Source organism: Gordonia sp. NPDC057258 (genome assembly GCF_042668985.1).
Classification (GTDB): Bacteria; Actinomycetota; Actinomycetes; order Mycobacteriales; family Mycobacteriaceae; genus Gordonia; species Gordonia hongkongensis.
Genome location: NZ_JBHUXZ010000017.1, coordinates 35,602 through 59,938, shown reverse-complemented (window position 1 = coordinate 59,938; position 24,337 = coordinate 35,602). Strand labels below are relative to the sequence as shown.

General features: G+C 69.0%; 23 protein-coding genes. 14 read left to right on the top strand and 9 right to left on the bottom strand.

From position 1 onward, the window contains the following. Window positions 1–83: 83 nt before the first annotated feature. The 6 genes from ACFUEJ_RS14085 to secA2 all read right to left on the bottom strand — a co-directional run bounded on the left by ACFUEJ_RS14085 (window position 84) and on the right by secA2 (window position 5,714). Complete coding sequence (locus tag ACFUEJ_RS14085; RefSeq protein ID WP_055475394.1) at window positions 84–596, bottom strand: bifunctional nuclease family protein; 513 nt, start codon at window positions 594–596, stop codon at window positions 84–86. Between the two features lie 174 nt (window positions 597–770). After that, window positions 771–1,457 carry a MerR family transcriptional regulator gene (locus ACFUEJ_RS14080; RefSeq protein WP_055475436.1) on the bottom strand — a complete coding sequence of 229 codons (687 nt, stop codon included), beginning with the start codon at window positions 1,455–1,457 and terminating at the stop codon, window positions 771–773. 41 nt (window positions 1,458–1,498) lie between these two features. After that, the gene (garA, locus tag ACFUEJ_RS14075; protein WP_055475393.1) at window positions 1,499–1,951 is read right to left on the bottom strand and encodes a glycogen accumulation regulator GarA; all 453 of its coding nucleotides are present in this window, start codon (window positions 1,949–1,951) and stop codon (window positions 1,499–1,501) included. Between the two features lie 315 nt (window positions 1,952–2,266). Next, window positions 2,267–2,671, bottom strand: a complete 405-nt coding sequence (gcvH, locus tag ACFUEJ_RS14070) for a glycine cleavage system protein GcvH (RefSeq protein ID WP_055475392.1) — start codon at window positions 2,669–2,671, stop codon at window positions 2,267–2,269. Window positions 2,672–2,691: 20 nt separating this feature from the next. Continuing rightward, window positions 2,692–3,321: a CDP-alcohol phosphatidyltransferase family protein gene (locus ACFUEJ_RS14065; RefSeq protein WP_055475391.1), complete on the bottom strand. Its 630-nt coding sequence runs from the start codon at window positions 3,319–3,321 to the stop codon at window positions 2,692–2,694. Next, complete coding sequence (secA2, locus tag ACFUEJ_RS14060) at window positions 3,318–5,714, bottom strand: accessory Sec system translocase SecA2 (protein WP_159370940.1); 2,397 nt, start codon at window positions 5,712–5,714, stop codon at window positions 3,318–3,320. The genes ACFUEJ_RS14065 and secA2 overlap by 4 nt, the downstream gene beginning before the upstream one ends. 152 nt (window positions 5,715–5,866) lie before the next feature. Here secA2 and ACFUEJ_RS14055 point away from each other — a divergent pair, with 152 nt between their 5' ends. Further along, window positions 5,867–7,411 carry a hypothetical protein gene (locus tag ACFUEJ_RS14055; protein ID WP_159370941.1) on the top strand — a complete coding sequence of 515 codons (1,545 nt, stop codon included), beginning with the start codon at window positions 5,867–5,869 and terminating at the stop codon, window positions 7,409–7,411. A gap of 20 nt (window positions 7,412–7,431) precedes the next feature. Here the strand turns inward: ACFUEJ_RS14055 and ACFUEJ_RS14050 are convergent, their stop codons facing one another. Beyond that, the gene (locus ACFUEJ_RS14050; protein ID WP_159370942.1) at window positions 7,432–8,646 is read right to left on the bottom strand and encodes a hypothetical protein; all 1,215 of its coding nucleotides are present in this window, start codon (window positions 8,644–8,646) and stop codon (window positions 7,432–7,434) included. 88 nt (window positions 8,647–8,734) lie between these two features. On the opposite strand from ACFUEJ_RS14050, the gene ACFUEJ_RS14045 reads away from it, so the two are divergent. Genes ACFUEJ_RS14045 through ACFUEJ_RS14030 form a run of 4 tightly spaced genes read left to right on the top strand, consistent with a single transcriptional unit; the run spans window position 8,735 to window position 11,266 of the window. Next, entirely contained in the window at window positions 8,735–9,151 is a 417-nt protein-coding gene (locus ACFUEJ_RS14045; protein ID WP_159371926.1) for an META domain-containing protein, read from the top strand. Next, the gene (locus tag ACFUEJ_RS14040; protein WP_388030038.1) at window positions 9,148–10,128 is read left to right on the top strand and encodes a malate dehydrogenase; all 981 of its coding nucleotides are present in this window, start codon (window positions 9,148–9,150) and stop codon (window positions 10,126–10,128) included. Before ACFUEJ_RS14045 ends, ACFUEJ_RS14040 begins: the two co-directional genes overlap by 4 nt. Window positions 10,129–10,139: 11 nt before the next feature. Beyond that, on the top strand, window positions 10,140–10,970 hold the full coding sequence (gene ppk2, locus ACFUEJ_RS14035) for a polyphosphate kinase 2 (protein ID WP_288815237.1): 831 nt from the start codon (window positions 10,140–10,142) through the stop codon (window positions 10,968–10,970). Then, entirely contained in the window at window positions 10,970–11,266 is a 297-nt protein-coding gene (locus tag ACFUEJ_RS14030; protein WP_388030035.1) for a DUF503 domain-containing protein, read from the top strand. Before ppk2 ends, ACFUEJ_RS14030 begins: the two co-directional genes overlap by 1 nt. Here ACFUEJ_RS14030 and ACFUEJ_RS14025 read toward each other — a convergent pair. Both ACFUEJ_RS14025 and ACFUEJ_RS14020 read right to left on the bottom strand, forming a co-directional pair. Next, the gene (locus ACFUEJ_RS14025; RefSeq protein ID WP_388030032.1) at window positions 11,247–11,834 is read right to left on the bottom strand and encodes a mismatch-specific DNA-glycosylase; all 588 of its coding nucleotides are present in this window, start codon (window positions 11,832–11,834) and stop codon (window positions 11,247–11,249) included. The genes ACFUEJ_RS14030 and ACFUEJ_RS14025 overlap by 20 nt on opposite strands. A 40-nt stretch (window positions 11,835–11,874) precedes the next feature. Beyond that, the gene (locus ACFUEJ_RS14020) at window positions 11,875–12,243 is read right to left on the bottom strand and encodes a VOC family protein (protein ID WP_068972447.1); all 369 of its coding nucleotides are present in this window, start codon (window positions 12,241–12,243) and stop codon (window positions 11,875–11,877) included. Window positions 12,244–12,355: 112 nt separating this feature from the next. Here ACFUEJ_RS14020 and ACFUEJ_RS14015 point away from each other — a divergent pair, with 112 nt between their 5' ends. The 9 genes from ACFUEJ_RS14015 (at window position 12,356) to ACFUEJ_RS13975 (ending at window position 24,332) form a co-directional block, all read left to right on the top strand. Then, window positions 12,356–15,556 carry a BTAD domain-containing putative transcriptional regulator gene (locus ACFUEJ_RS14015; RefSeq protein WP_388030028.1) on the top strand — a complete coding sequence of 1,067 codons (3,201 nt, stop codon included), beginning with the start codon at window positions 12,356–12,358 and terminating at the stop codon, window positions 15,554–15,556. Between the two features lie 121 nt (window positions 15,557–15,677). Next, complete coding sequence (locus ACFUEJ_RS14010; RefSeq protein ID WP_388030025.1) at window positions 15,678–17,105, top strand: FAD-binding oxidoreductase; 1,428 nt, start codon at window positions 15,678–15,680, stop codon at window positions 17,103–17,105. Window positions 17,106–17,162: 57 nt separating this feature from the next. Continuing rightward, on the top strand, window positions 17,163–17,576 hold the full coding sequence (locus ACFUEJ_RS14005; protein ID WP_226513445.1) for a hypothetical protein: 414 nt from the start codon (window positions 17,163–17,165) through the stop codon (window positions 17,574–17,576). A 117-nt stretch (window positions 17,577–17,693) separates the two neighbouring features. Then, complete coding sequence (locus ACFUEJ_RS14000) at window positions 17,694–19,322, top strand: FAD-dependent monooxygenase (protein ID WP_388030022.1); 1,629 nt, start codon at window positions 17,694–17,696, stop codon at window positions 19,320–19,322. An 89-nt stretch (window positions 19,323–19,411) separates the two neighbouring features. Next, a complete protein-coding gene (locus ACFUEJ_RS13995) occupies window positions 19,412–20,719 on the top strand; it encodes a polysaccharide pyruvyl transferase family protein (protein WP_388030020.1) in 1,308 nt (435 codons plus the stop codon). Window positions 20,720–20,872: 153 nt separating this feature from the next. Further along, window positions 20,873–21,991: a serine hydrolase domain-containing protein gene (locus ACFUEJ_RS13990; protein WP_388030018.1), complete on the top strand. Its 1,119-nt coding sequence runs from the start codon at window positions 20,873–20,875 to the stop codon at window positions 21,989–21,991. 28 nt (window positions 21,992–22,019) lie between these two features. After that, a complete protein-coding gene (locus ACFUEJ_RS13985; RefSeq protein WP_388030015.1) occupies window positions 22,020–22,505 on the top strand; it encodes a PPOX class F420-dependent oxidoreductase in 486 nt (161 codons plus the stop codon). A 31-nt stretch (window positions 22,506–22,536) separates the two neighbouring features. Continuing rightward, window positions 22,537–23,532, top strand: coding sequence for an ATP-binding cassette domain-containing protein (locus tag ACFUEJ_RS13980; RefSeq protein WP_388030012.1), 996 nt, complete (start codon window positions 22,537–22,539; stop codon window positions 23,530–23,532). Then, window positions 23,529–24,332 (top strand): ABC transporter permease, encoded by an 804-nt coding sequence (locus tag ACFUEJ_RS13975; RefSeq protein WP_388030009.1) that lies wholly within the window; start codon window positions 23,529–23,531, stop codon window positions 24,330–24,332. The genes ACFUEJ_RS13980 and ACFUEJ_RS13975 overlap by 4 nt, the downstream gene beginning before the upstream one ends. Window positions 24,333–24,337: the final 5 nt, after the last annotated feature.

Sequence of the window (24,337 nt, the reverse complement as noted above, 5' to 3'; positions counted from 1 at the left end):
TGGTGATCGGGCGGTGTCGATTCCGTGATCTGAGTTTCGGTTCCGGTCGGCGAACACGTTCCTCGACGGATTCCACGAACCGGTCAGGCGCCGCTTGCCTTGAAGTCGTCCGGGGACACGTTGTCGAGGAACTCCTTGAACTTCTCGACCTCGTCCTCTTTGACCTCTTCGGGCTGCACCTCGGCGGACTCGTCGGAATCCTCGTCCGGGATCAGCAACCCCGCCTCGGCGAGAACCTCTTCGTCGGCGATGATCGGCACCTCGGCACGCATCGCGACCGCGATCGAATCCGACGGCCGCGCCGACACCCGCAGATCGCCGGTGAAGATCATCTCGGCGTAGAAGGTGCCCTCCTGCATGTCGACGATCCGGACCTCGACGAGGGTCTGCCCGAACTCCTTGATGAGGTTCACGATCAAATCGTGGGTCAGCGGACGAGGAGGCTCGATCCCCTTCTGCCGCAGCGCAATCGACGCAGCTTCACTCTGCCCGATCCAGATCGGCAGGTAGCGTTCGCCCTCGACCTCGCGCAGCAACAACACCGGCTGACTCTGCGGGGGTTCGACCCTGATGCCCACCACACGCATCTCGCTCATCTCGCACCTCCCAGACGCCTTGTACGGCGCTCGATTCAGTGACCTCGACGCTACACCGACCGAGCGGACAGCGGCGGCCGACTCGCGGCACCCCAGCGGATCCCCCCAGCGGGCGCCCTCGGCGGATCGTCGCTGTTCAGTCCGGTGCGGCGGCCGCACGCGCGCACCGCGATCTCAGTCCAGCGCACCCTTGACGGCCGCCTTGACCAACTGCGTGTGCAGCGTCACCGACAGGGCCGCGATCTCGCGCACGAGTTCCTCGGCACGGTCGCGCGCACCGGTGCCCTTGCCCTTGGCGATCGGGTTGGCGATCTGGGCGACGAGGCCCGCCTCGCGATCCGCGGACACCTTGAATGCCCGGAGATGACGCGTCTCCAGGCCGTAACTGGCCAGGGCCGCGGCCGCCTCGACGAGCCGTACGGCGTCCTCGTCGAAGAACCCGGCGGGCCCGGCGGTCAACAGGCCGTTGCGCTGGAGTTCGGTGACGAACGCCGAATCCACCCCGGTGCGTTCGATCAGCGACTCCCGGGAGACGCGTCCGGCGCGCGCACCGAAGTCGGTGGCCGGCGCCACGGTCCCGCGGGCCGCGGACAGCACGCGCGTTCCGCCGGGACCGAAACCGCCGTTGCCGTTGTCGATCGCGTCGAGCTGTTCCTTGATCACCTTCAGCGGGAGATACCGGTCCCGCTGCGCGGTCAGCACGAACCGCAGCCGTTCGCAGTCGGCCTGACTGAACCGCCGATACCCCGACGGAGCCCGCTCCGGGGTCACCAGACCCTCCGACTCCAAGAATCGGATCTTCGAGATCGTGATGTCCGGGAAGTCATCACGCAATTGGGCGAGGACCGTGCCGATCGACATCGATCCTTCGCCGCGGGGGGCCGTGGACGCCGTCACGGGTGTCAGGCGTCTGCTTCGTCGCGGGGACCGCTGAGGAACACCAGACGGAACTTGCCGATCTGAACCTCGTCGCCATTGCTCAGCGACGCGGTGTCGACCGGCTCGCGGTTGACGTACGTGCCGTTGAGGCTGCCCACGTCGACGACCTGAAAGTCGTTGTCGCCGAGACGGAACTCGGCGTGACGACGGCTGACGGTCACGTCGTCGAGGAAGATGTCGCTGTCGGGGTGCCGGCCGGCCGAGGTCGTCGGCTGATCGAGGAGGAACCGCGACCCCGCATTGGGTCCTCGCTTCACGACAAGCAGCGCGGTCCCGGGAGCGAGTCGTTCGACCCCCGTGTCGGCCGGCTCACTCGAGGTGCTGGTCCCGGCATCGAGTTCATTGATGAACTCCTCCCGGAACACCGATGTGGTCTCCACCGGCGCCTCGAAGTCCCTGTCGTTTTCGCTCACCACTTCTCCTTCGTCGTCGTCAGTGCCGACCGCACAGTCGCCAACCTCGTTCTCGGAACCGCCGGCATCGCCTGGGACGGTGCCCGTCGGCTCTCGCCACGATGGCCGGTCGAATCTACATGACTTGTGCGGCCGGGTAGTTCTCGGCGCGAGATCGTGAGCATCGGTGTCACGTCGCGCCTCGTTCCCACTGCCGTAACCGTACCGGTCCTGCCGATCCCACCGGCGCGCGAGTCGACTCCGGCATCGACGATCATATCGTTCCGGAGGCGATCAGCCGGGTCGATCGGGGCACCGGCCGTTCACGGCCGGGAGAACTCACCCCTCGATGACGGCGCGGTACCCCGCGGCGTCGAGTACCTCACCCAGGTGTTCGTCGAGGGTCGCCTCGTCTGCCGCCTCGATCTCGACCAGCCACCCCTCGCCGTACGGGTCCGAATTGACCAGTTCCGGCGAGGCGTCGAGGGCGTCGTTCACCGCCGACACCGTGCCTGCGAGCGGCCCGAAGATGTCCGAGACGCTCTTCGTCGACTCGACCTCGGCGAACGACTCGCCGACGGTCACCTCCGCACCGCTCTCGGGTAGCTGGACGAACACCACGTCGCCGAGAGCGTCCTGGGCGTAGTCGGTGATCCCGACGCGCACCGTCGTCGGCCCGAGTCGCTCGATCCACTCGTGCTCCGCGGTGTAGCGCAAGGTCTCTGGCACTTTGCTGTCGGTCACGCGAACCCCTTTCGTCCTCGTCAGACTCTACTGTCTGCCGAGTCGCCTGCCGGGTGACGCGGCGGCATGAGCCGCATCACCAGGATCGTCTGATACCAGTACAGGACGAAGGACCACAGATACAGTCCGACGCCCCAGATCATGAAAGCCCAACCGATCGGGTACGCGATGGTCCCCACGATCGAATCGAGCTGTCCGGCAAGAAGCCACGGGAATGCGCTCATCAGCGCGAAGGTCCCCGCCTTGCCGATGTAGAGCACCGGGAGCGCCAGCACGCCCCGCGATCGCAACAGTGGAGCGGACGCGAACAGCAGGACGTCGCGCGCGATGATCACACCGATCAGCCACCACGGCAGGAACTCCCGGATGCCGAACGCGATCGGGATGATCACGATGTAGAGCCGGTCGGCGGCCGGGTCGAGCAGCGCACCGATCTTCGACGACTGGTCGAGGAGTCGCGCGATCTTGCCGTCGGCCCAATCGGAGAAGCCCGAGAACATGAGGACGGCGAAGGCCCAGCCGTCCGCCTTCTCGACGAGAAGCAGCCACACGAACACCGGGATGAGTGCGAGCCGAAGCACGCTCAGCGCGTTCGGGACCGTGACGATCCGGTCCGGAGCCGGCGTGGTCGCCGCCTCCGGCTCGGTCACCGGAAGATCCCGATGATGCCCTGCAAGGTTTTCGCTCCGCCCGAGGAGAACAGGTTGTCGTGGACCATGTAGGTCCAGGTGGTCGTCGACCGGTGCAGATCCGCCGACCCGAGGTCGACGCCGTCGGGGGTGATGTCGGCCTCCCGGAACGTCTCGCGCGCCTTCGCGAGTGCCGTACCGGGCAGATCGGCGAACTCGGCGAGGATCAGCCGGTGGAACTCGTCCAGCGGGCTCTCCTTGCCCAGCGACCGGAGGTGGATGCTGGCGCGGACGTCGGAGACGAAGGCGAGATGGTCGGCCCAGGCGCGGTCGAGATGGTAGAGCACGATCTCGCGCGCGGCCTGTGACAACACCTCGCGAGGCACGGGCACGACGGCGGGGGTGGCCTCGTGATCGGTCGCGGCATTCTCGGTGTCGGCCTTCTCGGCGTCGGCCTCGTCGGTGGTGGTCTCCACCGTCGTCGTGCTCCCGGTCAACTGCGCGTAGCGGTCCGGTTCCAGATCCGCCAGCTCTTCGAGCGCGGCGTCGGTGGTCAGGATCTGCATACGACGTTCGACGATGATGTCCCGCTGCTGATTGACCAGCTTGTTGTAACGCCAGGTATTCGCGTGCAGTTCGAGCATCACGCCCTCAGCGATCCGCTGGGCCTGCTCGATGAGGTCGACGCCCTTGCTGCCCATCGAACCGTCTTCGTTGGGCGACACGGGATCTCGCTTGAACGCGAGGTTCTTGGTGACGACCGGGTCCTCGAGGCTGGAGAAGAACACCGACGTACCGGGATCGCCCTGACGGCCCGCGCGTCCACGCAGCTGACTGTCGAGGCGTTCGGTGTCGTGGCGGCCCGTTCCGACGACGCACAACCCGCCGAGTTCGATGACCTCGTCGTGGGCGTCCGTGTCGTCCTTCGAACCGCCCAGGCGGATGTCGGTCCCCCGTCCGGCCATCTGGGTGGACACGGTGACGGCGCCCCGGGCGCCGGCCTCGGCGATGATCTTCGCCTCTTCGGCGTCGTTCTTCGCGTTGAGCACGACCGACGACACCCCGGCCTTGTCGAGGAAGTACGCGAGCTCCTCGGACTCGGCCACGTCGTGGGTACCGATGAGGACGGGTTGTCCGGTCTCGTGGATCTCCTTGACGTAGGCGACGATCGCCTCGACCTTGTTTGCCTTGGTGTCGTAGACCCGGTCGGGCAGGTCGGTCCGGACGTTGGGGGTGTTCGGCGGGATCTGCGAGACGCGCAGTTCGTAGAACTGGCGGAACTGCTCGCCGGCGGCGAGCGCGGTGCCGGTCATGCCGCAGACCTTCGGGTAGCGGCCGATCAGGGCCTGCACCGTGATGGTGTCGATGACCTCACCCGAATCGGTCTGGGTCAGCCCTTCCTTGAGCTCGACCGCGGCCTGGACCCCGTCGGGCCAGCGCTGGAGCTGCGCGACGCGGCCGCGCGAGGCGTTGATGAGGTGCACGCCGCCGTCGCGGACGATGTAGTGGATGTCGCGTTCGAGGAGATAGTGGGCGTGCATGGCGATGCTGACGTGTACGAGCGTCGTGCCGACGTGTTCCTCGCTGTAGAGGTCGATGCCGCCGAGTTCTTCCTCGACGAACACCGCACCCTCGTCGGTCAGGGTGACGTTGCGGCCCTCCGCGTCGACCTCGTAGTGCTTGTTCTTCATCCGCGACACGACGTCGTGGATCGCCGCGTCCGGCACCTCGGTCTCGGTCGAACCGGCGAGCACCAGCGGCACGAGCGCCTCGTCGACGAGCACCGAATCCGCCTCGTCGATGATGGCCACGTCGGGTGTCGGTGAGACGAGGTCCGCTTCGGACAGGGCGAGCTGATCGCGCAGGACGTCGAAGCCGATCTCGTTGACCGAACCGTAGGTGACGTCACCGGTGTAGGCGCGTCGCCGTTCCTCGCGGCTCGAGTTCTCCGAGACCGCGTGGACGGTGATGCCGAAGGCGTCGAACAGCGGCTTCATCCACTCCGCGTCGCGGGTCGCCAGATAGTCGTTGACCGAGATCACGTGCACCTGATGTCCCTGCAGCACATGGCCGATCGCGGCGATGGCGCCGGCGAGCGTCTTGCCCTCACCGGTGGCCATCTCGACGATGTCGCCCTCCAGGAGTCGGAGGGCGCCCTGCAACTGGACGTCGAACGGCCGCAGGTCGATGGTGCGGTCGGCGGCTTCCCGGACCAGGGCGAGGAACTTCGCGCGGTCCGCGGGCTTCTCGGCGATGTCGAGTTTCTCGGCCTCCGCGCCGAACGCGTCGTCGGCGAGTTCGGCGGCCCAGTCGGTGTGGGCTTCGGCATCCTTGATCACACCCAACGACTTCGACTGGTTGCGAGTCGACTGGGCGCCCAGAAGGCGCCACATGCTGTTGCTCAGCTTTCCCACCGAAACATTTCTCCTGATCGTTCCCGGTTCCGTCGCGACCCACCCCCTCCGGGCGGTCAGGTCAGCAACAACGGTACGCGGCCGCTGGTCGACCGAGGACGCCGACATTATGATCAGTCCACCCGATTCGGCTCGAGGACTAAGGACGGCCCATGACCAGGACTCGCCGGACCAGGGTTCGACTCCGCCTCCTGCGCGCGACGATCGCCGGGTCGCTCATCGCGGTCGGGGTCGGCCTCGGCGCATTCAACGACTGGTGGGTCGCGCTGTTCTTCGGGATCCCCCTGGTCTTCGCCGGCATCGCGGTCAGTCCCCGCGCTTCCCGGGTGTCGGAACTGCCGGAGTTCCGGCGCGCCACGTCGCCGGACGCACCGCAGGTCGAGGTGGAGGCACTCACCCGCAGCAGCCTCACCGCCGACGACTCGCAACCGACCATGGTCACCGCGACGATCAACCCACCGAACGACACCGCGTACCGGGCGCGCTGGATCACCTCGATGACCAAGGGGAATTTCCAGTCGCTGACCGACACCCCGTTCACGACACTGCCGCCGGACGCTCTCCCGCCCCGCGACCAGCCCAAGACCCCCGAATTCGACGACCAGCCCGGCCGCTGGGCGCTCGTCTATCCCGCGGTGACCCTGCTCGTGGTCGGCGCCTTGCTGTTCGGTGTCGCCGGCGGGTGGCACGTCGAGGGGCCGTCGCTCTCCGGGTTCGATTCCGCGATCGATTCCGACGACGGCCCGGACGGCGACGACGACGGTCCGACTCTCGCCGACCGACATCGCCGGATGATGGACGCGATCGTCGAATACCAGGGTGCGCAGGGCTTGCGGAACATCCTGCGTCTCACCTACAGCCTGGACTCCGATTCCGATCAGGCGATCGTCGTCGACCCCTCGACCGGCCGTTCCACGAGCATCAACGTGAGCGACGACTACTCAAGCGAGTCGACGGTGCCCGATTTCAAGCGCAACCTCGAATTCGACGCCGCGACCATCGACGCGGAGGTGCTGGGCTCCACGGTCGGGCCGATGGAGTCCTCGGTGCGTACGTATGCACCCGAGGCCGAGGTCGAGACCGTGACGATCGAGCGCCCGGATCCCGGTGAGCCGGTGCTGATCACCGGGAAGATCGATGGCGGCGACGACATCACGCGCGACTTCGAGGTCCAGGCACGTCCGGACGGCACCGTCGCCGAGTTCTTCGACCCGGCCGATTTCCAGAAATCCTTTCAACTGGCGCGCGACCTGCTGATCGCGGCGCGCGTTCCGCTGAACGCGCCCGTCATCGAGGAAGTGATCATCCAGGGAATCGCGGACGGGGTTCATCCGATCAGCGCGAGCGAGATCCAGAATTCGGGCGGGGTCCTGGTCAGATACCGCATCGGCGACCGCGGCGGCGAGGTCTCCGTGGCGCCAGGGCATTTCCCCCTCGCGAGCATCTCGTCCGGCCGGTATCAATCCGACGGGTTCCGCTTCGACAGCATCTCCGCCGAGGTGTTCGATCGGGTTCGCACCGACCTGATGGAGCGCGCGTCTGTCCCGGAGTACGACCGGGACGCCGTGGCCGCCGAAGTCGAACGCAACTACATCGACGAGGCTCGGCAGTTCGTCATCCGGATGGACATCGCGCACACGGATGACGCCGAGGGTCTGTACACACTGGACGGACGCTTCATCCGACTGGGCGCCTGACGATCGCGGCGCCCAGTCGGTCACACCTTCGGCGTCCCCGCCTCCAGCGCCCTCCGCGTGACGGCCTGCAGTTCGGCCACCGCCGCTTCGGGCGGGTGCAGCACCCCGCGATCGGTCATCGTGGTGACGATGTCGCGGACGCGGCCGTAGTACGTCGCCTGTTCGGCCGGCGTGCTGCTGGCGGCGGCGTGGTTGTAGAGCTTGAGCGCGCGATCGAGGTCGTCCTGATCGGTCTGCTCCAGGTAGCTCGCACCCACCCGCCGGCCGTTCTTCTCGCAGGCGATCCAGGCCCGCCGCAGTCTGGCGACGGACTGCTGGTAGGCGTCGGCGCGCGAGCGGTTGCCCGGGTAGTCGTCGGTCCGCAGAGCCATCGCCTCGTCGAGCGCGAGATGGAAGGTCTGCGTCTGTTCGACCGTCACGTCGGTCACGGCCGGATACCTCAGCAGCATGGCGGGATCGAGTTCGTAGGTTCCGTAGGCGCCGAGGACCTCGTCGTGGCGACGCGCCGCTTCCTCCCACAACCGTTGCGCCGCTTCGTCAGAGCCCGCGTCGGCGATCCGGGGCCCGCCGGATGCGGGTCGGGTCAGGTCGACCGGTTCGTCCGGCGGGGCGCTCGCCGCTGCCGCCCGTGACCCGGCCGGCGTCGGGGCGCCCTTCTTCTTCGTGGCGATGCGTTCGGGCGCGTGCCGGCGGAGTCGGGCCAGGATCTCCGCGACCGCCGGGTCTCCTTCGACGACGGCGACCCGCCAGAACTCCGTCTCGGGCGTGTCGTCGGACTCGTCCGGGGAGCTGGGTGGTGTCCGGTCGGCGGGAACGGGCTCACCGTCCCGGCTCGCGAAGGTGAGTTTCAGATATTTCTGTCCGACGACCGTCAGGTGACGCGCACGCTCGCCGGCCATCTCCGAAGTCGCGTCCGCCGGCCCGCCCACGGCCACCGTGACGAGCGAGTCGAGCGGGTAGCTGACGAGTGTGCGGTCCTCGTTCCCGAAGTAGACCGTGTCGTCGTCGACGGTCAGCAGGACCGCGCCTCGTTCACCGAGCCGGCCGAAGGCCGCCCCGAGCAACGACGCCGCGATCGCGCCACCGACCACCGCCGCCGTGATGAGACCGTCGACCCCGGCGATGTTGAGCGCGACGAGTGCGACCATCCCGGCGACCATGAGGACCCAGGCGGCGGTGGCCGAACGATGGTGGCGGCCGGTCAGGTACTCGGTCCGACACGTCACCGGGACCATGGATCCCCCACATTCGTCATATCCATCCCCGGTCCGGTCGGCTACCGTTGTGCACGTGAGTTCCGGCGAACACCGCATCAGCTTACGCATGACCCTGCTGCTTAGCGCACTGATCGTGGCGCTCGGCACGACGATCGTCGGTGTCGGGTCCGCTGCGGCCGCGCCACCGGCTCCCGCCTTCGTGGGCAAGACCTACACCTCGACCGCGGTGACCGGTGAACAGATCCCCGGCGGTGGACCGCTGGAGGTCAGTTTCCCGGCCGCCAATCGGATCGCGCTGTCGGCCGGTTGCAACCGGCACATCGGGGATCTCCGCGTCGACGACTCACTGTTGCGTCTCGGCTCCCTCGCCTCGACGATGATGGCCTGCCCCGGTCCGCACGCCGGCGCCGACGCCTGGGTGACCGCGTTCACCAAGGAACCGTTGACCTGGTATTCGGTGGGCCACGCGCTCGTCCTCGTCGGCCCCGCGGCGCAGGTCCTGCTCACCGAGAAGCCCTCGTGAACCGCCGACCGGTCACCGTGACCGTGACGGGTGCCGCCGGCAGCATCGGATACGCCAGCGTCTTCCGCATCGCCGCCGGCGCGATGCTCGGTCACGACCAACCGGTTGCTCTCCGACTCCTCGAACTCCCGCAGGCGATCTCCGGCGCAGTCGGCACCGCGATGGAACTCGACGACGGCGCGTTCCCGCTGCTCACGTCGGTCGATGTGCTCGACGACCCCCGTAAGGCGTTCGACGGCGCGAGCTTCGGTCTGCTCATCGGGGCCCGTCCGCGCACCAAGGGCATGGAGCGCGCCGACCTGCTGGCCGCCAACTCCGACATCTTCGCCGCCCAGGGCTCGGTCATCAACGACGTTGCCGCCGATGACATCCGGGTGATCGTCGTCGGCAACCCCGCCAACACCAACGCCGCGGTCGCCGCCGCCAACGCTCCCGAGGTCCCGGCCGACCGGTTCACCGCCCTGACCCGCCTCGACCACAATCGCGCCATCGCCCAGTTGGCCCGACGCACCGGCGCGGGCGTCGACGAGATCAGCCGGGTCACCGTGTGGGGCAATCACTCCGCCACCCAGTACCCCGACATCTTCCATGCCCGGGTCGGCAGCCGTAGTGGGTCGGACATCGCCGCGGACCGCGAGTGGCTCGTCGACGACTTCATCCCGACCGTCGCCCGACGCGGCACCGCGATCATCGAGGCCCGCGGACAGTCGTCGGCGGCCTCGGCCGCGAACGCCACCATCGACCACGTCCATGACTGGGTTCTCGGTACACCGCCGGACGACTGGACGTCGGTGGCGCTGCCGTCGCCGGGTGTCTACGGCGTGCCCGAGGGACTGGTCTGCTCGTTCCCGGTCCGCTCGGTCGACGGCCGATGGCAGATCGTGGAAGGACTCGACATCAACGACTTCTCCCGTGCGCGGATCGACGCGTCGGTCGCCGAACTGCAATCCGAGCGCGAGGCCGTCGGCACCCCGTAGTCTTTCTGTCCATGTCGAAGAAGGACAAGCCGAAAAAGGCCAAGATCGCCAACGAGGTCTATGAAGCGGAGCTGTTCCGGTTGCAGACCGAACTCGTGAAGCTCCAGGAGTGGGTCCGCGAGAGCGGCGTTCGCGTGGTGGTCATCTTCGAAGGACGCGACGCCGCCGGCAAGGGCGGGACGATCAAACGCATCACCGAGTACCTCAGCCCGCGGATCGCGCGGGTCGCCGCGCTTCCGGCGCCGACGGATCGCGAACGCGGACAGTGGTATTACCAGCGTTACGTCGCGCATCTGCCCGCGCCCGGCGAGATCGTCCTGTTCGACCGGTCCTGGTACAACCGCGCCGGCGTGGAGAAGGTCATGGGTTTCTGCACCCCCGAGGAGCACTCGCGGTTCCTGCGGCAGACCCCGATCTTCGAGCAGATGCTCATCGACGACGGCATCCTGCTGCGCAAGTACTGGTTCTCGGTGTCCGACGACGAACAGCTCAAGCGGTTCCGGTCACGCATGAACGACCCTGTGCGGCAATGGAAGCTGAGCCCGATGGATCTCGAGTCGGTGTACCGGTGGGAGGACTACTCGCGCGCCAAGGACGAGATGATGGTCCACACCGACACCGCGCTGAGTCCCTGGTACGTCGTCGAATCCGACGTGAAGAAGCATGCTCGCCTGAACATGATCTCGCATCTGCTGTCGACCATCGAGTACGCCGAGGTCCCCCGCCCCCGCGTGTCCCTGCCCAAGCATCCGATCGAGTCGGGCAACTATCACCGCCCGCCGCGCTCGCTGTCCAAGTACGTACCCGACCACGTGGCGACGCTGATCCGCACCGACCACTGATGTGGATCGGGTTCTGCGAGTTCGACTATCTGCTCGGTGACGTGCACTCGCTGAAACAGAAGCGGTCCGCGGTGCGACCGATCGTCGCCGACCTGCGCAAGCGGTACACGGTCTCGGCTGCCGAGGTCGGACACCTCGACGTCCATCGGCGAACCGTCATCGGGGTCAGTGCGGTGGCCGCCGACCGCGGACATGTCGTCGACGTGCTCGACGCCGTCGAACGTTCTGCGGCAGCCCATCCCGAAGTCGAGTTGCTATCCGTGCGACGCCGGGTCGTCAGCTCTGAGGACTTCTGAGGTCGTCGACGACCCCGGCGGCAACCGCGGCCCGGCGGTAGGCGGCTGCGAGGGACTCGACCGTCTCGTGCGCGTTCAGTCCGCTCGGGTTGGGGACCACCCAGAGTTCGGCCCCGTCCCACGTCTCGTCCTGCCGCCCCGGCACGGCATCGCGGCGCCCGAACGCGCTGCGATACGCGGTGATCCCGGCGACCGCGACAACCCGTGGGCGGATCTCACGAACCCGTTCGCGCAGGCGGCGTCCCCCCTCGCGGAACTCGTCGACGGTCAGTTCGGCGGCGGTCGCGGTGGCGCGTGGCACGACGTTGGTGATCCCCACGCCGCGGTCGAGCAGCATCGTCCGGTCGGCGTCGGACATGCCCTTCGATGCGTCGATCACGTGGTCGACGATGCCGGCCCGGGCGAGCGCCGGGTAGAACCGATTGCCGGGCCGGGCGAAATGCGCACCGGTGGCCGCGGTCCACAGGCCGGGGTTGATGCCGACGAACAGCAGCTTGCAGCCCTCGCCCACGAGGTCGTCGACGGTGCGGTCTCGGTAGGCGAGCAGGTCGGCCCGGGTGAATCCCATCAGGCACACCGGGTATCCGGCCGGGCGATGCGGGAACGCGTCAGGATGCCGTCTCCGCACCGTGTCGGGCCGACACGCAGAACTGGTTGCCGTCGGGGTCGGCGAGCGTCACCCACACGAAGCCGGGCATCTCACGATCGGCGATCCGGCTCGCGCCCGCCGCCACGAGTCGATCCACCTCCGTCTCGAGATCGTCGGTGGTCAGGTCCAGATGGATGCGGTTCTTGCCGGGTGTGGGGTCCTCGACCTGCTGGAACGCGAACAGCGGCCCGCCCTCCCCGACCGCGACGACGACGAAGTAACCGTCGTTGTCCTCGACGATGCGGCCGCCGAGCTGCTCGGCCCACCACGTCGCCAGGGGCGCGGGCGCGAGTGCGTCGACGGTGATCATGCCCAGTGCGAGACTCATGCCTGCCAAGCTACTCCCGGCCACCGACATCCCCGGGCGGTCGCGGGCAGATCGTCGGCACGTTCGCCGCTAGCCGCCCGGAAGGACCCGATCACCACTTACACTCACGCTGATGCTCGAAATCTCCTACACGGTCTTGGGCGGCCTCGGGGCTCAGATCGGTTCCGACCCCGTCGAACTCGGCACGCGCAAGCAGCGGGCGACACTCGCCCAGCTGATTCTCGCCGAGGGTGTTCCGGTGCGCGCCGACAATCTGATCGAGGGCATCTGGGGCGATTCGCCTCCGGAGCGCGCCGAGGTGTCGCTCCAGTCCTACATCTCGGGCCTGCGCAAAGTCCTCGAGCCGCATCGAAAGCCTCGGACTCCCTCCACGGTCCTGCTCACCCACGGGACGGGGTACAGCCTCCCGACGGCCGCCGACAACGTCGATGTGCGCCGGCTGACCGCCCGGGTCGGCGATGCTCGTGCATTGATGCAACAGGGCGACGCGGCGGGTGCCGCGCCGCTGCTGCACCAGGTGCTCGCCGACTATCGTCCCCTGCTCCCCGAGTTCGAGGGCCTCGCCTTCCGGGACGAGGCCGCCGATCACCTCGACCGCATGCTGCAGGCGGCGCGGGAGATGTCCTTCGAGGCCCGCATGGCCGACGGCGACCACCGCCTGCTCGTCACCGAACTGGAGACCGAGGTCGAACGCGCGCCGCTCGACGAGGGCTTGTGGGTGCTGTTCGCCACCGCCCTCTACCGACTCGGCCGTCAGTCCGACGCACTCGGGGCGATCGCCACCGCCCGCCGGACCCTCGCCGAGGAGATCGGCGTCGACCCGGGACCCCGTCTCCGCACCCTCGAACGCGACATCCTCGACCACGCTCCGCATCTCGACGCCCCGGCCGCCACCGCCGCGGGCAAGGTGACGCTTGCGCCGGACGTCCCGGCACCGGGCCCGCGGACGTCGGCGCAGGCGACAACGGACGAATCGGTCGACGACGCCGACCTCGACGACGCCCCGTCGGTGGTCGGCCGGACCGACGAACTCGCCGCATTGCATCGGGCGGTGCTCGCCTCGATGACAGGACACGGCGGCGTGGTCGTGGTCGAGGGCGAGCCGGGCGCGGGCAAGACCGCGCTCATCGACGAAGCCGGCCGTCGGGCCGCGGGCGCCGCCGATCTCCGGGTGCTGTGGGGGCGCTGCGTCGACGACCCGGCCGCACCCTCGATGTGGCCGTGGGTGCAGATCCTCGGTGCGGTCCTCCCCCGGCTCGATCCCGCTGATCGGGAACGACTCCTCGACAGTTCACTCGGCCGGATGGTGACCGAGGGCGTCAACGTGATCCCGCCGCCCCGGCAGATGCCGGACGCGGCCGCTCGATTCCAGTTCTACGACCAGGCCGCCGATCTCCTCGAGGGGGTGGCCGCGACGTCGAAGCTGATCATCGTGCTCGACGATCTGCAGTGGGCCGACGGTGCGTCGCTGGAGTTGTTCGCGCACATGGCCGCACGACGCACCGCCGGGGTCACGTTCTTCGCCTCGTTGCGTTCGCCGTCGAACCGGCCCGTCGTCGCCACCACCCTGGCGACGCTGGCCCGGTTGCCGGAGCATCGCCGAATCCATGTCGGCCCGCTCGGCGGCGACGACATCTCCGAGCTCATCCGGCGCGAGACCCGGCAGTGGCCGGAGGTCGCCACCGTGTCGTCGATCCAGCGACGCACCGGAGGCAACGCCTTCTTCGTGCGCGAGCTCGCCCGCATCCTGGCCGACCGCGGGTCCATCGCGGGCAGCGCCGTCCCGTCCGGCATCCGTGATGTGGTGCGCCAGCGACTGGTCGGCATGTCCGCGGCGACGACCGAACTGCTCGAACTCGCGTCCCTCATCGGGACCCGCGTGGACCTGGTCTTGCTGGCGACCGCCGCGAAGCGCCCGGTGGACGAGGCGCTCGACCTCCTCGAACCCGCGGGCGAGGCGGGTGTCATCGATCTCGGACCGGACGACCCGTTCGGATTCGGCTTCAGTCACGACATCATCCGGGAGGCGATCGCGGACGGCATCTCGGCCATGCGGGCCCGGCGACTGCATCTCGCGGTCGCCGACGCCCTCGCCGGCAACTCCTCGCCGCATGCCGTGGCGAGAGTCGCGCGGCATCTGTGGTCCGCCGGGCCGCTGGCCGACCGCGAGCGCACCACGACCGCCCTCCTCGCGGCGGGGAACATCGCCCTGCGCACCTACGATTTCGACGGGGCCCGCCGGCATCTCGGGGATGCGGCGACACTCGCCCGCGCGACCGGCGACCAGCAGGCGGAGCTCGTCGCGATCACCACCCAACTGGCCGGAGACGTCGCGGCGCACGGGTACTTCGCCGCCGATCCCGAGCTGCAGGACCGCGCCCGTGTACTCGCCTCCGCCCTCGGCGACGCCCGGCTCCTCGCCACCCTCGACTACGCCCGCTGTGCGGCCCACATCCAGATCGCGGATACACACACCGGGCACCGCCTCGCGGAGGATCTGCGTCGGCGCGCCGAGAGATCCGACGACCCGGTCGTCACCCATCTGGGCATGCACGCCGCCGGCATCGACGAGTTCACACGCGGCAATTTCGGTGCGGCGCATCGCATCTTGGAGGACTATGCGCCGATCGACGTCGTCGTCGACGGTCTCCGCGACGATCAGCTCGCGATGGCCCGCGGCTTCCGGGCCTGGGCGGCGACCGTGCATCGCGGTGTCGACGCCGGCCGGGACCTCTTCGCCGCGATGGCCGATGCCCATCCCGATCCACGGTCCCGGCTCGCCATGGCCATCTTCGCCGTCGGCGCGGCGTCGATGCTCGGCGACACGAGGTGGGTTCTGGACGCGGGCCCGGCCATCACGTCCGACGGCGTCGGACCCCTCGCCTACCTCCGTCGCGGCGGAGAACGCATGTACTGGTGGGCGCGCGCCCTCACCGGCGACCTCGACGACGCCCTGGAGCACATCGACCGACTGGGTGCCGACGAGGTCGGTATGGAGGATCACCCGCGGACGGGTGAGGGCTACTGGCTGGGTCTGCACGCCGAGGTCCTCGTCGTCGCCGGCAAGCTCACCGACGCCGCCACACTGCTCGACCGGGCCGACGACTTCGCCGACCGCACCGGTGAACGTTATGCCGACGCCCACCGCCTCCTCGTCCGCGCACGTTACGAGTACGCCAACGGGCGTCCGGCGTCCGTGGTCGGCGCCACGCTGGCGACCGCGCGCGACACCGCCCGCGCGCAGGAGGCGGACGGGTTGATCCGACGGATCGACTCACTGGCCACGACCTGGGGTCTGACGTCCCCGACCTGAGTCGCCAAGTCCGCCTCAAGTCGCCTTCAAGCGCCGTCGGCGACCCTGGTCAGGACTCCGGCGTCGTCCGGAGCCCGACGAATTCCGCCGGATCGTACCGGCCGCGACCGAGGACCTGCCGATGCCCGCAACACCCGCCTCCTCCCTGCCCGAGCACGCCGAGCGCCTCACCGTCCGGACCCGTACCTCGGTCCTCGCGCAACTACGCGACCGGATCGCAGGCGACGTCTTCGGCCCCGGCGATGCCGGCTACCTCGACGCGCGATCCGGCTTCAACCGGCTCGACGTGCACCGCCCGGCCGTGATCGCCGCGCCCGACAATCATTTCGACGTGGTCGAGGCGGTCCGCTTCGCCGTCGAGGAAGATCTACGCGTCGCCGTCCAGGCGACCGGTCACGGCACGGGGAGACCGGCCGACGGCGGACTGCTGATCAACACCTCCCGGCTCTCGTCGGTGAGCGTCGACCCCGTCACCCGGACCGCCCGGGTCGGCGCCGGCGCCCCATGGCGAACGGTCGTCGACGCGGCGGCGCCGTACGGTCTCGCGCCACTGATGGGCTCGGCCGGCGGGGTCGGGGCGGTCGGTTACACGCTCGGGGGCGGTTTCGGCTGGCTCGGTCGACGCCACGGCCTCTCGTCGGACCGCGTGCTCTCGTTCGACCTGGTGACTCCGGACGGGACACCGATCCGGGTCACCGATACCAGTTTCCCGCACCTCTTCTGGGCGTTGCGCGGCGCCGGCGCCGGCGGTCTCGGTGTCGTGACGTCCATGGAGATCGCGCTCGTCGAGGTGTCGACCGTGTACGCCGGCAATCTCTTCTATCCGGCCGCCGACGCCGAGGAGATCATCCGCCGGTTCCGCGACTGGGCGCCCGCCCAGTCCGAGGAGCTGACGTCGGCCGTCGCGATTCTCAACCTCCCGCCCACGGACGACGTCCCGGCGCCGCTCCGCGGCCGGAGCTTCGCCGTCGTGCGCGGCTGCTGGTCCGGGGATCTCGACGCCGGTCGCGCGGTCGTCGACGAATGGCGCGAGTGGCGGACGCCGGTCGTCGACATGTGGGGTGCGCTGCCGTTCGCGGCGATCGACGCCGTCAGCATGGACCCGACCGAGCCGATGCCGGTGATGGTCACCACCGAATGGTTCGACGATCTCCCCGACGAGGCCGTCGACATCGTCGCCGCGCGGGTCCGGCCGGCCCCGGCGTCGGCGCCGCTCATCGTGTGCGGCGAGATCCGCCACGCCGGTGGAGCGATCGCTCGCAGCGCGGACAACGCGCCCAACGATCGGGCGCGACAGGGCCGGTTCCTACTCGAACTCGTTGCGGCGGTGGCTGATCCGCACGTCGCATTGGCCGTCGAGTCGACGTTGCGGGTGACCCGCGCCGAGCTCGAGCCCTACGTGACCGGCGCCGCCTACCTCAACTTCACCTCGGGCTCCGAACGCGTCGCCCGGGCCGCGGACGCGTTCAGCGCGGACAACCGTCGCCGGCTCGACGAGATCAAGGCCGCCCTCGACCCGGCGAATCGCTTCTGTCACGGCGACCTGTGATCGGCCGATCGGACAGCGCACTTGCCCCGGGTGGCCGGATGTGGACTGATGGTCGGCATGTCTGAACCGTCCGGACCCCGGCACGATCGCACCCCAAACGACCGGCCCCTGCTCGTCGTGGACGCCGCCAACGTCGTGGGTTCGGTGCCCGACGGGTGGTGGCGCGATCGCCGCGGAGCCACCGAACGGTTGCGGACGCGTCTCGAGTCCGTCGCCGTCGGCGGACTCGAAGGACTGCCGGGGCCACTCGAGGTGGTGCTGGTCGTCGAGGGTCGGGCCCGCGGTGTCGTGGCGAGCGAACAGGTCCGAATCGTCGACGCGCCGGGTTCGGGGGACGACACGATCGTCGGCGTCGTCGCGGATTCGGATCCTCGTCGCGAGCGCATCGTGGTCACCGCCGACCGTGAATTGCGGGCCAGAGTCGCGCAACTCGGCGCCCAGACGATCGGCCCCGCCGCCATCCCGAGATGACCGGGGCCGGAATCGAGCGTCGTCTTGACGTCCGATTTCTCCGTTCTGGTGGCGGTGGGATGGCACCCGCCCGATAATCCTCAGAGTGTCGGCGACTGCCGACAACGGGAGGATTCCATGACCGAAGTCGATGTCCTGATCGCCGGCGCCGGCCCCATCGGCTTGACCGCCGCCATCGAGCTGCGCAGGCGCGGAGTTCGCGTGCGGATCGTCGATCCGCTCCTCGAACCCCCGCAGTACGCCAAGGCGGTCGGCATCCAACCGCGGACGCTCGAGGTCTTCGAGAGCATGGGCGTCGTGGGACAGGTGCTCGACGCCGGGCTCGAGATGCGCGGACAACTCGTCTACGTCAACGGAAGTCAGGTCTCGCGGGTCGATCTGTCGACGCCACCCGACGTGCCTTACCGATTCCACCTGCTCCCCCAGTACGCGACCGAGCGCATCCTCCGTGAGCGCCTGACCGATCTGGGTACCGAGATCGACCGGGGCACCGCCGTGTCCGCGTTCGACCAGGACGCGGACGGGGTGACCGTGACCCTGACGGGTCCGGACGGGGACACCACCATCCGTGCGGGCTATCTGCTCGGCGCGGACGGCGCCCACAGCGTGGTGCGCAAGGGACTCGGACTGTCCTTCGAAGGGGCCGCCTTCACCGAGCAGTACATGCTCGGCGACGTCGTGGCGGACTGGTCGATGCCCCAGGGGTACGCGATCCGCTCGATGCACCAGACCGCGGACGGCACGACCGACGACCAACTGGTGTGCATCCCCCTTCCCGGCCGCGGCCGCTACCGGATGTCGATGCTCGTCCCCGACGAACTCGCGGTCGCACCGACCACCGGCGGAGACGGTGTGGCGCACGGTTTCGAGGGAACCCGGGCGCCGGAACTGTCCCACATCCAGGCCGTGGTCGACCGCCTCGCACCGGAACCCGCGACGGTGTCGAACCTGCGCTGGTCCTCGGTGTTCCGGATCAGTCACCGCATCGTCGATTCCTACGGTCGTGGACGCGTGTTCGTCGCCGGCGACGCCGCCCACATCCACCCGCCCACGGGTGCGCAGGGGATGAACACCGGCGTGCAGGATGCACACAACCTCGCCTGGAAGCTCGCCCTCGCCGTCGCGGGTGTCGGCTCCGACGGGCTGCTCGACAGCTACGACCTCGAACGTCGGCCCGTCGGCGAGGAGGTCGTGGGACGCACGGTCCGGGACGCCCGCGAAGGCATCGGCACCGATTCCAACGACTTGGACTTCATCATGCGGCGCGAGGGCCAATTGCTGATCTCCTACGCCGACAGTCCGCTCGTCGCCGGGTCGGCGGTACCCACGGCGCCGGCCGCGCCACGTGCCGGTGAACGCGCACCGGATGCCGCCGGCCTAAGCCGCGATTCCGTCAATTTCCCGCTGCGACTGTTCGACGTGATCGGCGGCGTCGACCATTCGCTCGTCCTGTACGCCGACCCCACCGCCGGCGCCGACGAGGTCGCGGTGCTCGAATCACTCGCCGACGAGATGTCGGCGAAAGCGCACGGCCACATCGACATTCATGTGATCGCCGCGCCGACCGCGCAGGTCGGCAGCACCGAACTACCGCTGCTCCGGGACACCGACGGCCGCTTCGCCGACGGCTACCGCCCCGACGGTTCGACGGTGTTCGTCATCCGGCCCGACGGGTATGTCGGGTACCGCGGGCCGACCACCGACGGCAAGGCCGCGCTGCGTCATCTCGAGGGCACCTTCGGGTAGCGGCGGCACCTCGAACCGGCGCGCGGCCATGTCTCTCGATCTCTGTCCGACCGGGGCCACCGGCCGCGCACGCCGTAACCTTGGGGATCGTGACCAGCAGACCGGCACCCAACCGCCCCCTGTTCCGGGCCGCGGGCGTGCTCGCCGACCGCATCGGCACCTCGGTCCGGCAGCGCTCCGCCGAGTCGCGCCTCGGCCGCGCGATGGGTGCCGGCGAGGTGATCTACCTGGTGGCGCCGGCCGGCCACCCGAACTACGGCGACGAACTGATCGCGAGAACCTGGTTGCGGCACCTGACCCGGGTGCGTCCGAATGCCACGATCGTGCTGGACTGCCACAGCCCGGGCACGGCGACGACGCTGCTGCGCGATGCCCACCCGAACATGCTCGTCGTCGACACCCTGTGGCAACTGACCACTTACGCCGCGGAGGTCGAAGAACCGGCGCCCTGGGAGTGGGTCGGCGCCGCCGCCCTCGACTCCGGTCTGGCGCCGCGACTGACCGCCGGGATCGACCTCCTGGAGTCGGCGACCACCATCCACCTCCTGGGCGGCGGCTACCTCAATACCGTGTGGCCACACCATGTCTCGTTGTTCGTCGCAGCTGCTGCGGTGGCCCGGCGCTCCGGGGCGCGCCTCGCCGCGACGGGTCAGGGACTCGTTCCCGCGCTGCAGGGCGCCGCGTGGGCGGCGTTGACCGAGGCGTTCGCCGCATTCGACGTCGTGGACGTGCGCGACACCGCGTCGTACGACGTGCTCGACGGCGTCGTCGGCGCACGGCATTCCGGCGACGACGCGTGGCTGGCCCTGCACCGACCGCGACCTCCGCTGTACCGCGAGATGGATGCACCGGTCGAGAACGGCGTCGTCCTGTGCCTGCAGTCCGATCTCACCGAGCGGTTCACCGGACCGCGGGCGACCGGCGTCGAAGCCCTGGCCGACTTCGTGCGGGCGACGCTCGACGCCTGGGACGTGCCCGGTTCGGCGGTCACCGTCGTCGAGGGAATTCCGGGGCACGACAACGAGGTTCCCTACCGGCTCGGCGCGCGTCTGGCCGGAGCCACCGTGCTCACCTTCCGCGACGTCTGGAACGACGGGCTGCCCGCCGGACACGGCAGCACCTGGATCAGCACCCGGTTCCACCCGCATCTGATGGCCGCGGCCGCCGGCGATCCCGGGATCGCGGTGGTGGCGATGCCGGGTTACTACACCACCAAACATCGATCACTGGTCGAGGCCGGCTCGGACTGGACCGTGGTGGATTCCGGTACGTCCGTCCCGGAGCGGCCGCACGGGCGGGGTTTCGACCCGGCGGCGCGGGAGCGGGCCGTCGCCGCGAAGCTCGCCACGGCCGTCGACATCTACCCGGTCTCGCCGGCGCTGGCGCACCGCATCTGACACACCCGCCCCGGACGTTGTCCCATTTGCGCCAATTCGCCTCGGTGCGCCGACCTGCCGTTAGAGTGACCACATGAGCCGAAACCCCGTGCGCGCCACGGCCCTCCTCCGCATGGTGACGATCGGTGCAGCGGCCGTACTCGGCCTCGCCGCATGCTCACCCTCGGAGACGGCATCCGGTGCGGGATCGTCGAGTGCAGCGCCCGGCTCGGGTCAGACGACCTCGGTGCCGGCCGACACGCGGCGGCGTTCCAGAAGGCGATCGACGACACCCGGGCCGCCGGGAATCTCCCCGGCGTCATCGCCCGGGTCATCTCACCGGCCGGAACCTGGACGGGGACATCCGGGGTCCGGGCGGCCGGCGGGGACGATCCCATCCAGACGGCCGATCACACCCGCATCGGCTCGCTCACCAAGACGATGACCGCCACCCTGCTGCTGCAGCTTGTCCAAGAGGGCCGCGTCTCGCTCGACGACCGCATCGACAGGTTCGTCCCGGACGCCCCCAACGGCAGCGCGACGCTGCGCCAGGTCGCCGACATGACCAGCGGCATCCCGTCGTACACCGCGTCCGAGTCCTTCGACCGGAAGTTCTTCGCCGACCCCGAATCCGTCTGGACGCCCACCGAACTGGTGGACACCGCGAAGGCGCTGCCACCGAGCTTTCCGCCGGGGCAGGGCTGGGAGTACTCCAACACGAATTACGTCCTGCTGGGCCTGGTCATCGAGAAGGTGCTGGCGAAACCCATCGGCGAGGTGTTCGCCGACCGGATCTTCACCCCCTTGGGCATGGACGAGTCCTCGTGGCCCGGCGGGTCGGTCGAGATCCCCGATCCACATCTCGACGGCCTCACCGATCAGGGTCAGCCCGACGGGCAGACGGTCGACTCGACGCGCTGGAATCCGTCCTTCGCGTCCACCGCCGGTGCCGTCATCTCGACCGTCGACGACCTCCAGACCTGGGGTGAGGCCCTGTTCACCGGGCAGGGCGTCCTGAATCCGCCGACCCAGCAACTGCGCCGGGATTCGATTCTCACCTCGCCGCCGCCGAACACCGCCACCTCCGGATACGGCATCGGTATCGGCAACCGCGACGGATGGTGGGGTCACGACGGTGACTTCCCCGGCTACAACACCTCGTTGTTCCACAACTACGATTCGGACACGACGATCATCATCGTGATCAACACCGACGACGCGATGACGGTCGACGGCAAGTCGACGACCCCCGTCAGCGCCGTCCAGGCCGGCCTCATCGCCGCGCTGCCCTGAGACCCCGGTCCCGGCGTAAGGTCGGCGCATGGCCAGAACAGTCGCGAAAGCCGATGGTGTCGACCGTGCCGAACTGCTGGAGTTCATCCGGCCGCGCCACCACATGATCCTCAATACCGTCCGTTCCAACGGCAGCCCGCAGATGTCGCCGGTCACCGGTGGGGTCGACGAGCAGGGCCGCATCGTCATCTCGACCTATCCCGGCCGGGCGAAGGCGGCGAACCTCCGGCACACGCCGGTGGCCAGTGTCGTGGTGCTCTCCGACGACTTCAACGGCGCCTGGGTCCAGGTCGACGGTGATGCCGAGGACCTCGACATGCCCGAGGCCGAGGACGCGCTCGTCGACTACTTCCGCAGCATCTCCGGTGAGCACCCCGATTGGGACGAGTACCGAGCAGCGATGCGAACACAGGGCAAGTCGCTGATCCGCATCACGCCGACGAGGTGGGGTCCGGTGGCCACCGGCGGATTCCCCGCCGAGGTCGCGGCCCGGCTCGACGCGCAGGACCGATGAGCGCACCGGCCCGCCGGACGGACCCGATCGGTTGACCACCGGCGCCGACATCGAGATCCGCGGGTTGACGAAAAGCTATGGCGGACATCGCGTTCTCGACGGCATCGATCTCGAGATACCCGCCGGCAGCGTGACCGCGCTGCTGGGGCCGAACGGTTCCGGGAAGACCACGACCGTCGGCATCGCGTCGACCCTGTTCCCCGCCGACTCGGGGACGGTGACGATCGGCGGATACGACACGGTCGCGCAGACGCGTGCGGTGCGCGCGATGATCGGTGTCACCGGCCAGTCGGTCGCGGTCGACGAGTTGTTCAGCGGGCGGGACAATCTGGTGCTCATGGCCGACCTACGACGCCTGGGCCGACGCAACGGACAGGCCCGCGCCCAGGAGTTGATCGAGCAGTTCGATCTGGTCGCGGCCGCCGACCGCGCGGTGTCGACCTACTCCGGCGGCATGCGTCGGCGCCTCGATCTCGCCATGACTCTGGTGTCCATTCCGCGAGTGATCTTCCTCGACGAACCGACCACGGGTCTCGACCCCAGGAGTCGACGGATGCTGTGGGAGACCATCTCCCGGCTCGCCGCCGAAGGCGTCACGATCTTCCTCACCACGCAGTACCTCGAGGAGGCCGACCAGCTCGCCGACCGCATCGCCGTCCTGGACCACGGCCACATCGTGGCCGAGGGCACCGCCGCCGAATTGAAGAGCCGGGTGCACGACTCCGAGGTGCGCCTGACCTTCGCCCACCGCGACTCCTTCGACAAGGCGGCCTCGCTTCTGCCGGATGCGCGTCCGGTTCCCGAAGCACGACGCCTCGACATCGCGACCGACGACACCGTCACCACTGTCCGGACCACCTTGAACCATCTGGAGGCCGCCGGCGTCACGGTCACCGACGTCGGTGTCCATGCCCCGACCCTCGACGATGTGTTCTTCGCGCTCACCGGCAATCCCGCTTCCGCCGCCGATGCCGAGATCGCCGAACCCGCCGCCAGCGACCCCGATCCGTCCGGAGCAGCCTCATGACGACCCTGGCACACACGGTGTCGGATTCGCGGGTCATGGTCCGCCGCAACGTTCGGCGGCTCATCAAGTTCCCCGTGCTCACCGTGATGCTGGTCGGCATCCCGGTGGTCTTCCTGCTGCTGTTCGTCTTCGTGTTCGGGGGTCAGCTCGGCGCCGGGATGACCACGCAGTCCGGCGACAGCGGGCGCGCCGCCTACCTCGACTATGTGGTGCCCGGAATCGTGCTGGTCACCGTAGCGTCGGCGGTCCAGGGCACCGCCATCGTCGTTGCCATGGACATGACCTCGGGGATCATCAACCGCTTCCGCACCATGGACATCGCCCGCTCCGCAGTGCTCACCGGCCACGTGCTCGCCAGCCTCCTGCAGGCGCTGTTCAGCATCGTCGTGGTGCTGGCCGTCGCCGTCGCGATCGGATTCCGGCCGTCGGCCGGTCCGCTCAACTGGCTGGGCGCGCTCGGCGTGACTTTCGTGTTCTCCGTCGCGCTGATCTGGCTGTCGGTCTACCTCGGGCTGGCGGCCAAGAGCGTCGAGACCGCCAGCAACACACCGATGTTCCTCACGATCCTGCCGTTCCTCAGCACGGGTTTCGTACCGGCCGAATCCCTACCTACCGGGTTGAGGCAGTTCGCCGAGTATCAGCCCTTCACCCCCGTCATCGAGGTCCTGCGCGGAACCCTCACCGACGCCCCGGTCCCCACCGCGAGCGTTGTCGCGTCGCTCGCCTGGAGTCTCGCCATCGGCGGGGCCGCATACTTTCTCGCGCTCCGAACCTATGAGCGGCGACGCGTTCCCGGATAGTGTCG

Excerpts from the sequence above, each read along its gene's own strand:
- ACFUEJ_RS14085 (WP_055475394.1), bottom strand. The coding sequence starts at position 596 with ATGAGCGAGATGCGTGTGGTGGGCATCAGGGTCGAACCCCCGCAGAGT.
- ACFUEJ_RS14080 (WP_055475436.1), bottom strand. The coding sequence starts at position 1,457 with ATGTCGATCGGCACGGTCCTCGCCCAATTGCGTGATGACTTCCCGGAC.
- ACFUEJ_RS14055 (WP_159370941.1), top strand. The coding sequence starts at position 5,867 with ATGACCAGGACTCGCCGGACCAGGGTTCGACTCCGCCTCCTGCGCGCG.
- ACFUEJ_RS14050 (WP_159370942.1), bottom strand. The coding sequence starts at position 8,646 with ATGGTCCCGGTGACGTGTCGGACCGAGTACCTGACCGGCCGCCACCAT.
- ACFUEJ_RS14045 (WP_159371926.1), top strand. The coding sequence starts at position 8,735 with ATGACCCTGCTGCTTAGCGCACTGATCGTGGCGCTCGGCACGACGATC.
- ppk2 (WP_288815237.1), top strand. The coding sequence starts at position 10,140 with ATGTCGAAGAAGGACAAGCCGAAAAAGGCCAAGATCGCCAACGAGGTC.
- ACFUEJ_RS14030 (WP_388030035.1), top strand. The coding sequence starts at position 10,970 with ATGTGGATCGGGTTCTGCGAGTTCGACTATCTGCTCGGTGACGTGCAC.
- ACFUEJ_RS14025 (WP_388030032.1), bottom strand. The coding sequence starts at position 11,834 with ATGGGATTCACCCGGGCCGACCTGCTCGCCTACCGAGACCGCACCGTC.
- ACFUEJ_RS14020 (WP_068972447.1), bottom strand. The coding sequence starts at position 12,243 with ATGAGTCTCGCACTGGGCATGATCACCGTCGACGCACTCGCGCCCGCG.
- ACFUEJ_RS14015 (WP_388030028.1), top strand. The coding sequence starts at position 12,356 with ATGCTCGAAATCTCCTACACGGTCTTGGGCGGCCTCGGGGCTCAGATC.
- ACFUEJ_RS14010 (WP_388030025.1), top strand. The coding sequence starts at position 15,678 with ATGCCCGCAACACCCGCCTCCTCCCTGCCCGAGCACGCCGAGCGCCTC.
- ACFUEJ_RS14005 (WP_226513445.1), top strand. The coding sequence starts at position 17,163 with ATGTCTGAACCGTCCGGACCCCGGCACGATCGCACCCCAAACGACCGG.
- ACFUEJ_RS14000 (WP_388030022.1), top strand. The coding sequence starts at position 17,694 with ATGACCGAAGTCGATGTCCTGATCGCCGGCGCCGGCCCCATCGGCTTG.
- ACFUEJ_RS13990 (WP_388030018.1), top strand. The coding sequence starts at position 20,873 with ATGCTCACCCTCGGAGACGGCATCCGGTGCGGGATCGTCGAGTGCAGC.
- ACFUEJ_RS13985 (WP_388030015.1), top strand. The coding sequence starts at position 22,020 with ATGGCCAGAACAGTCGCGAAAGCCGATGGTGTCGACCGTGCCGAACTG.
- ACFUEJ_RS13975 (WP_388030009.1), top strand. The coding sequence starts at position 23,529 with ATGACGACCCTGGCACACACGGTGTCGGATTCGCGGGTCATGGTCCGC.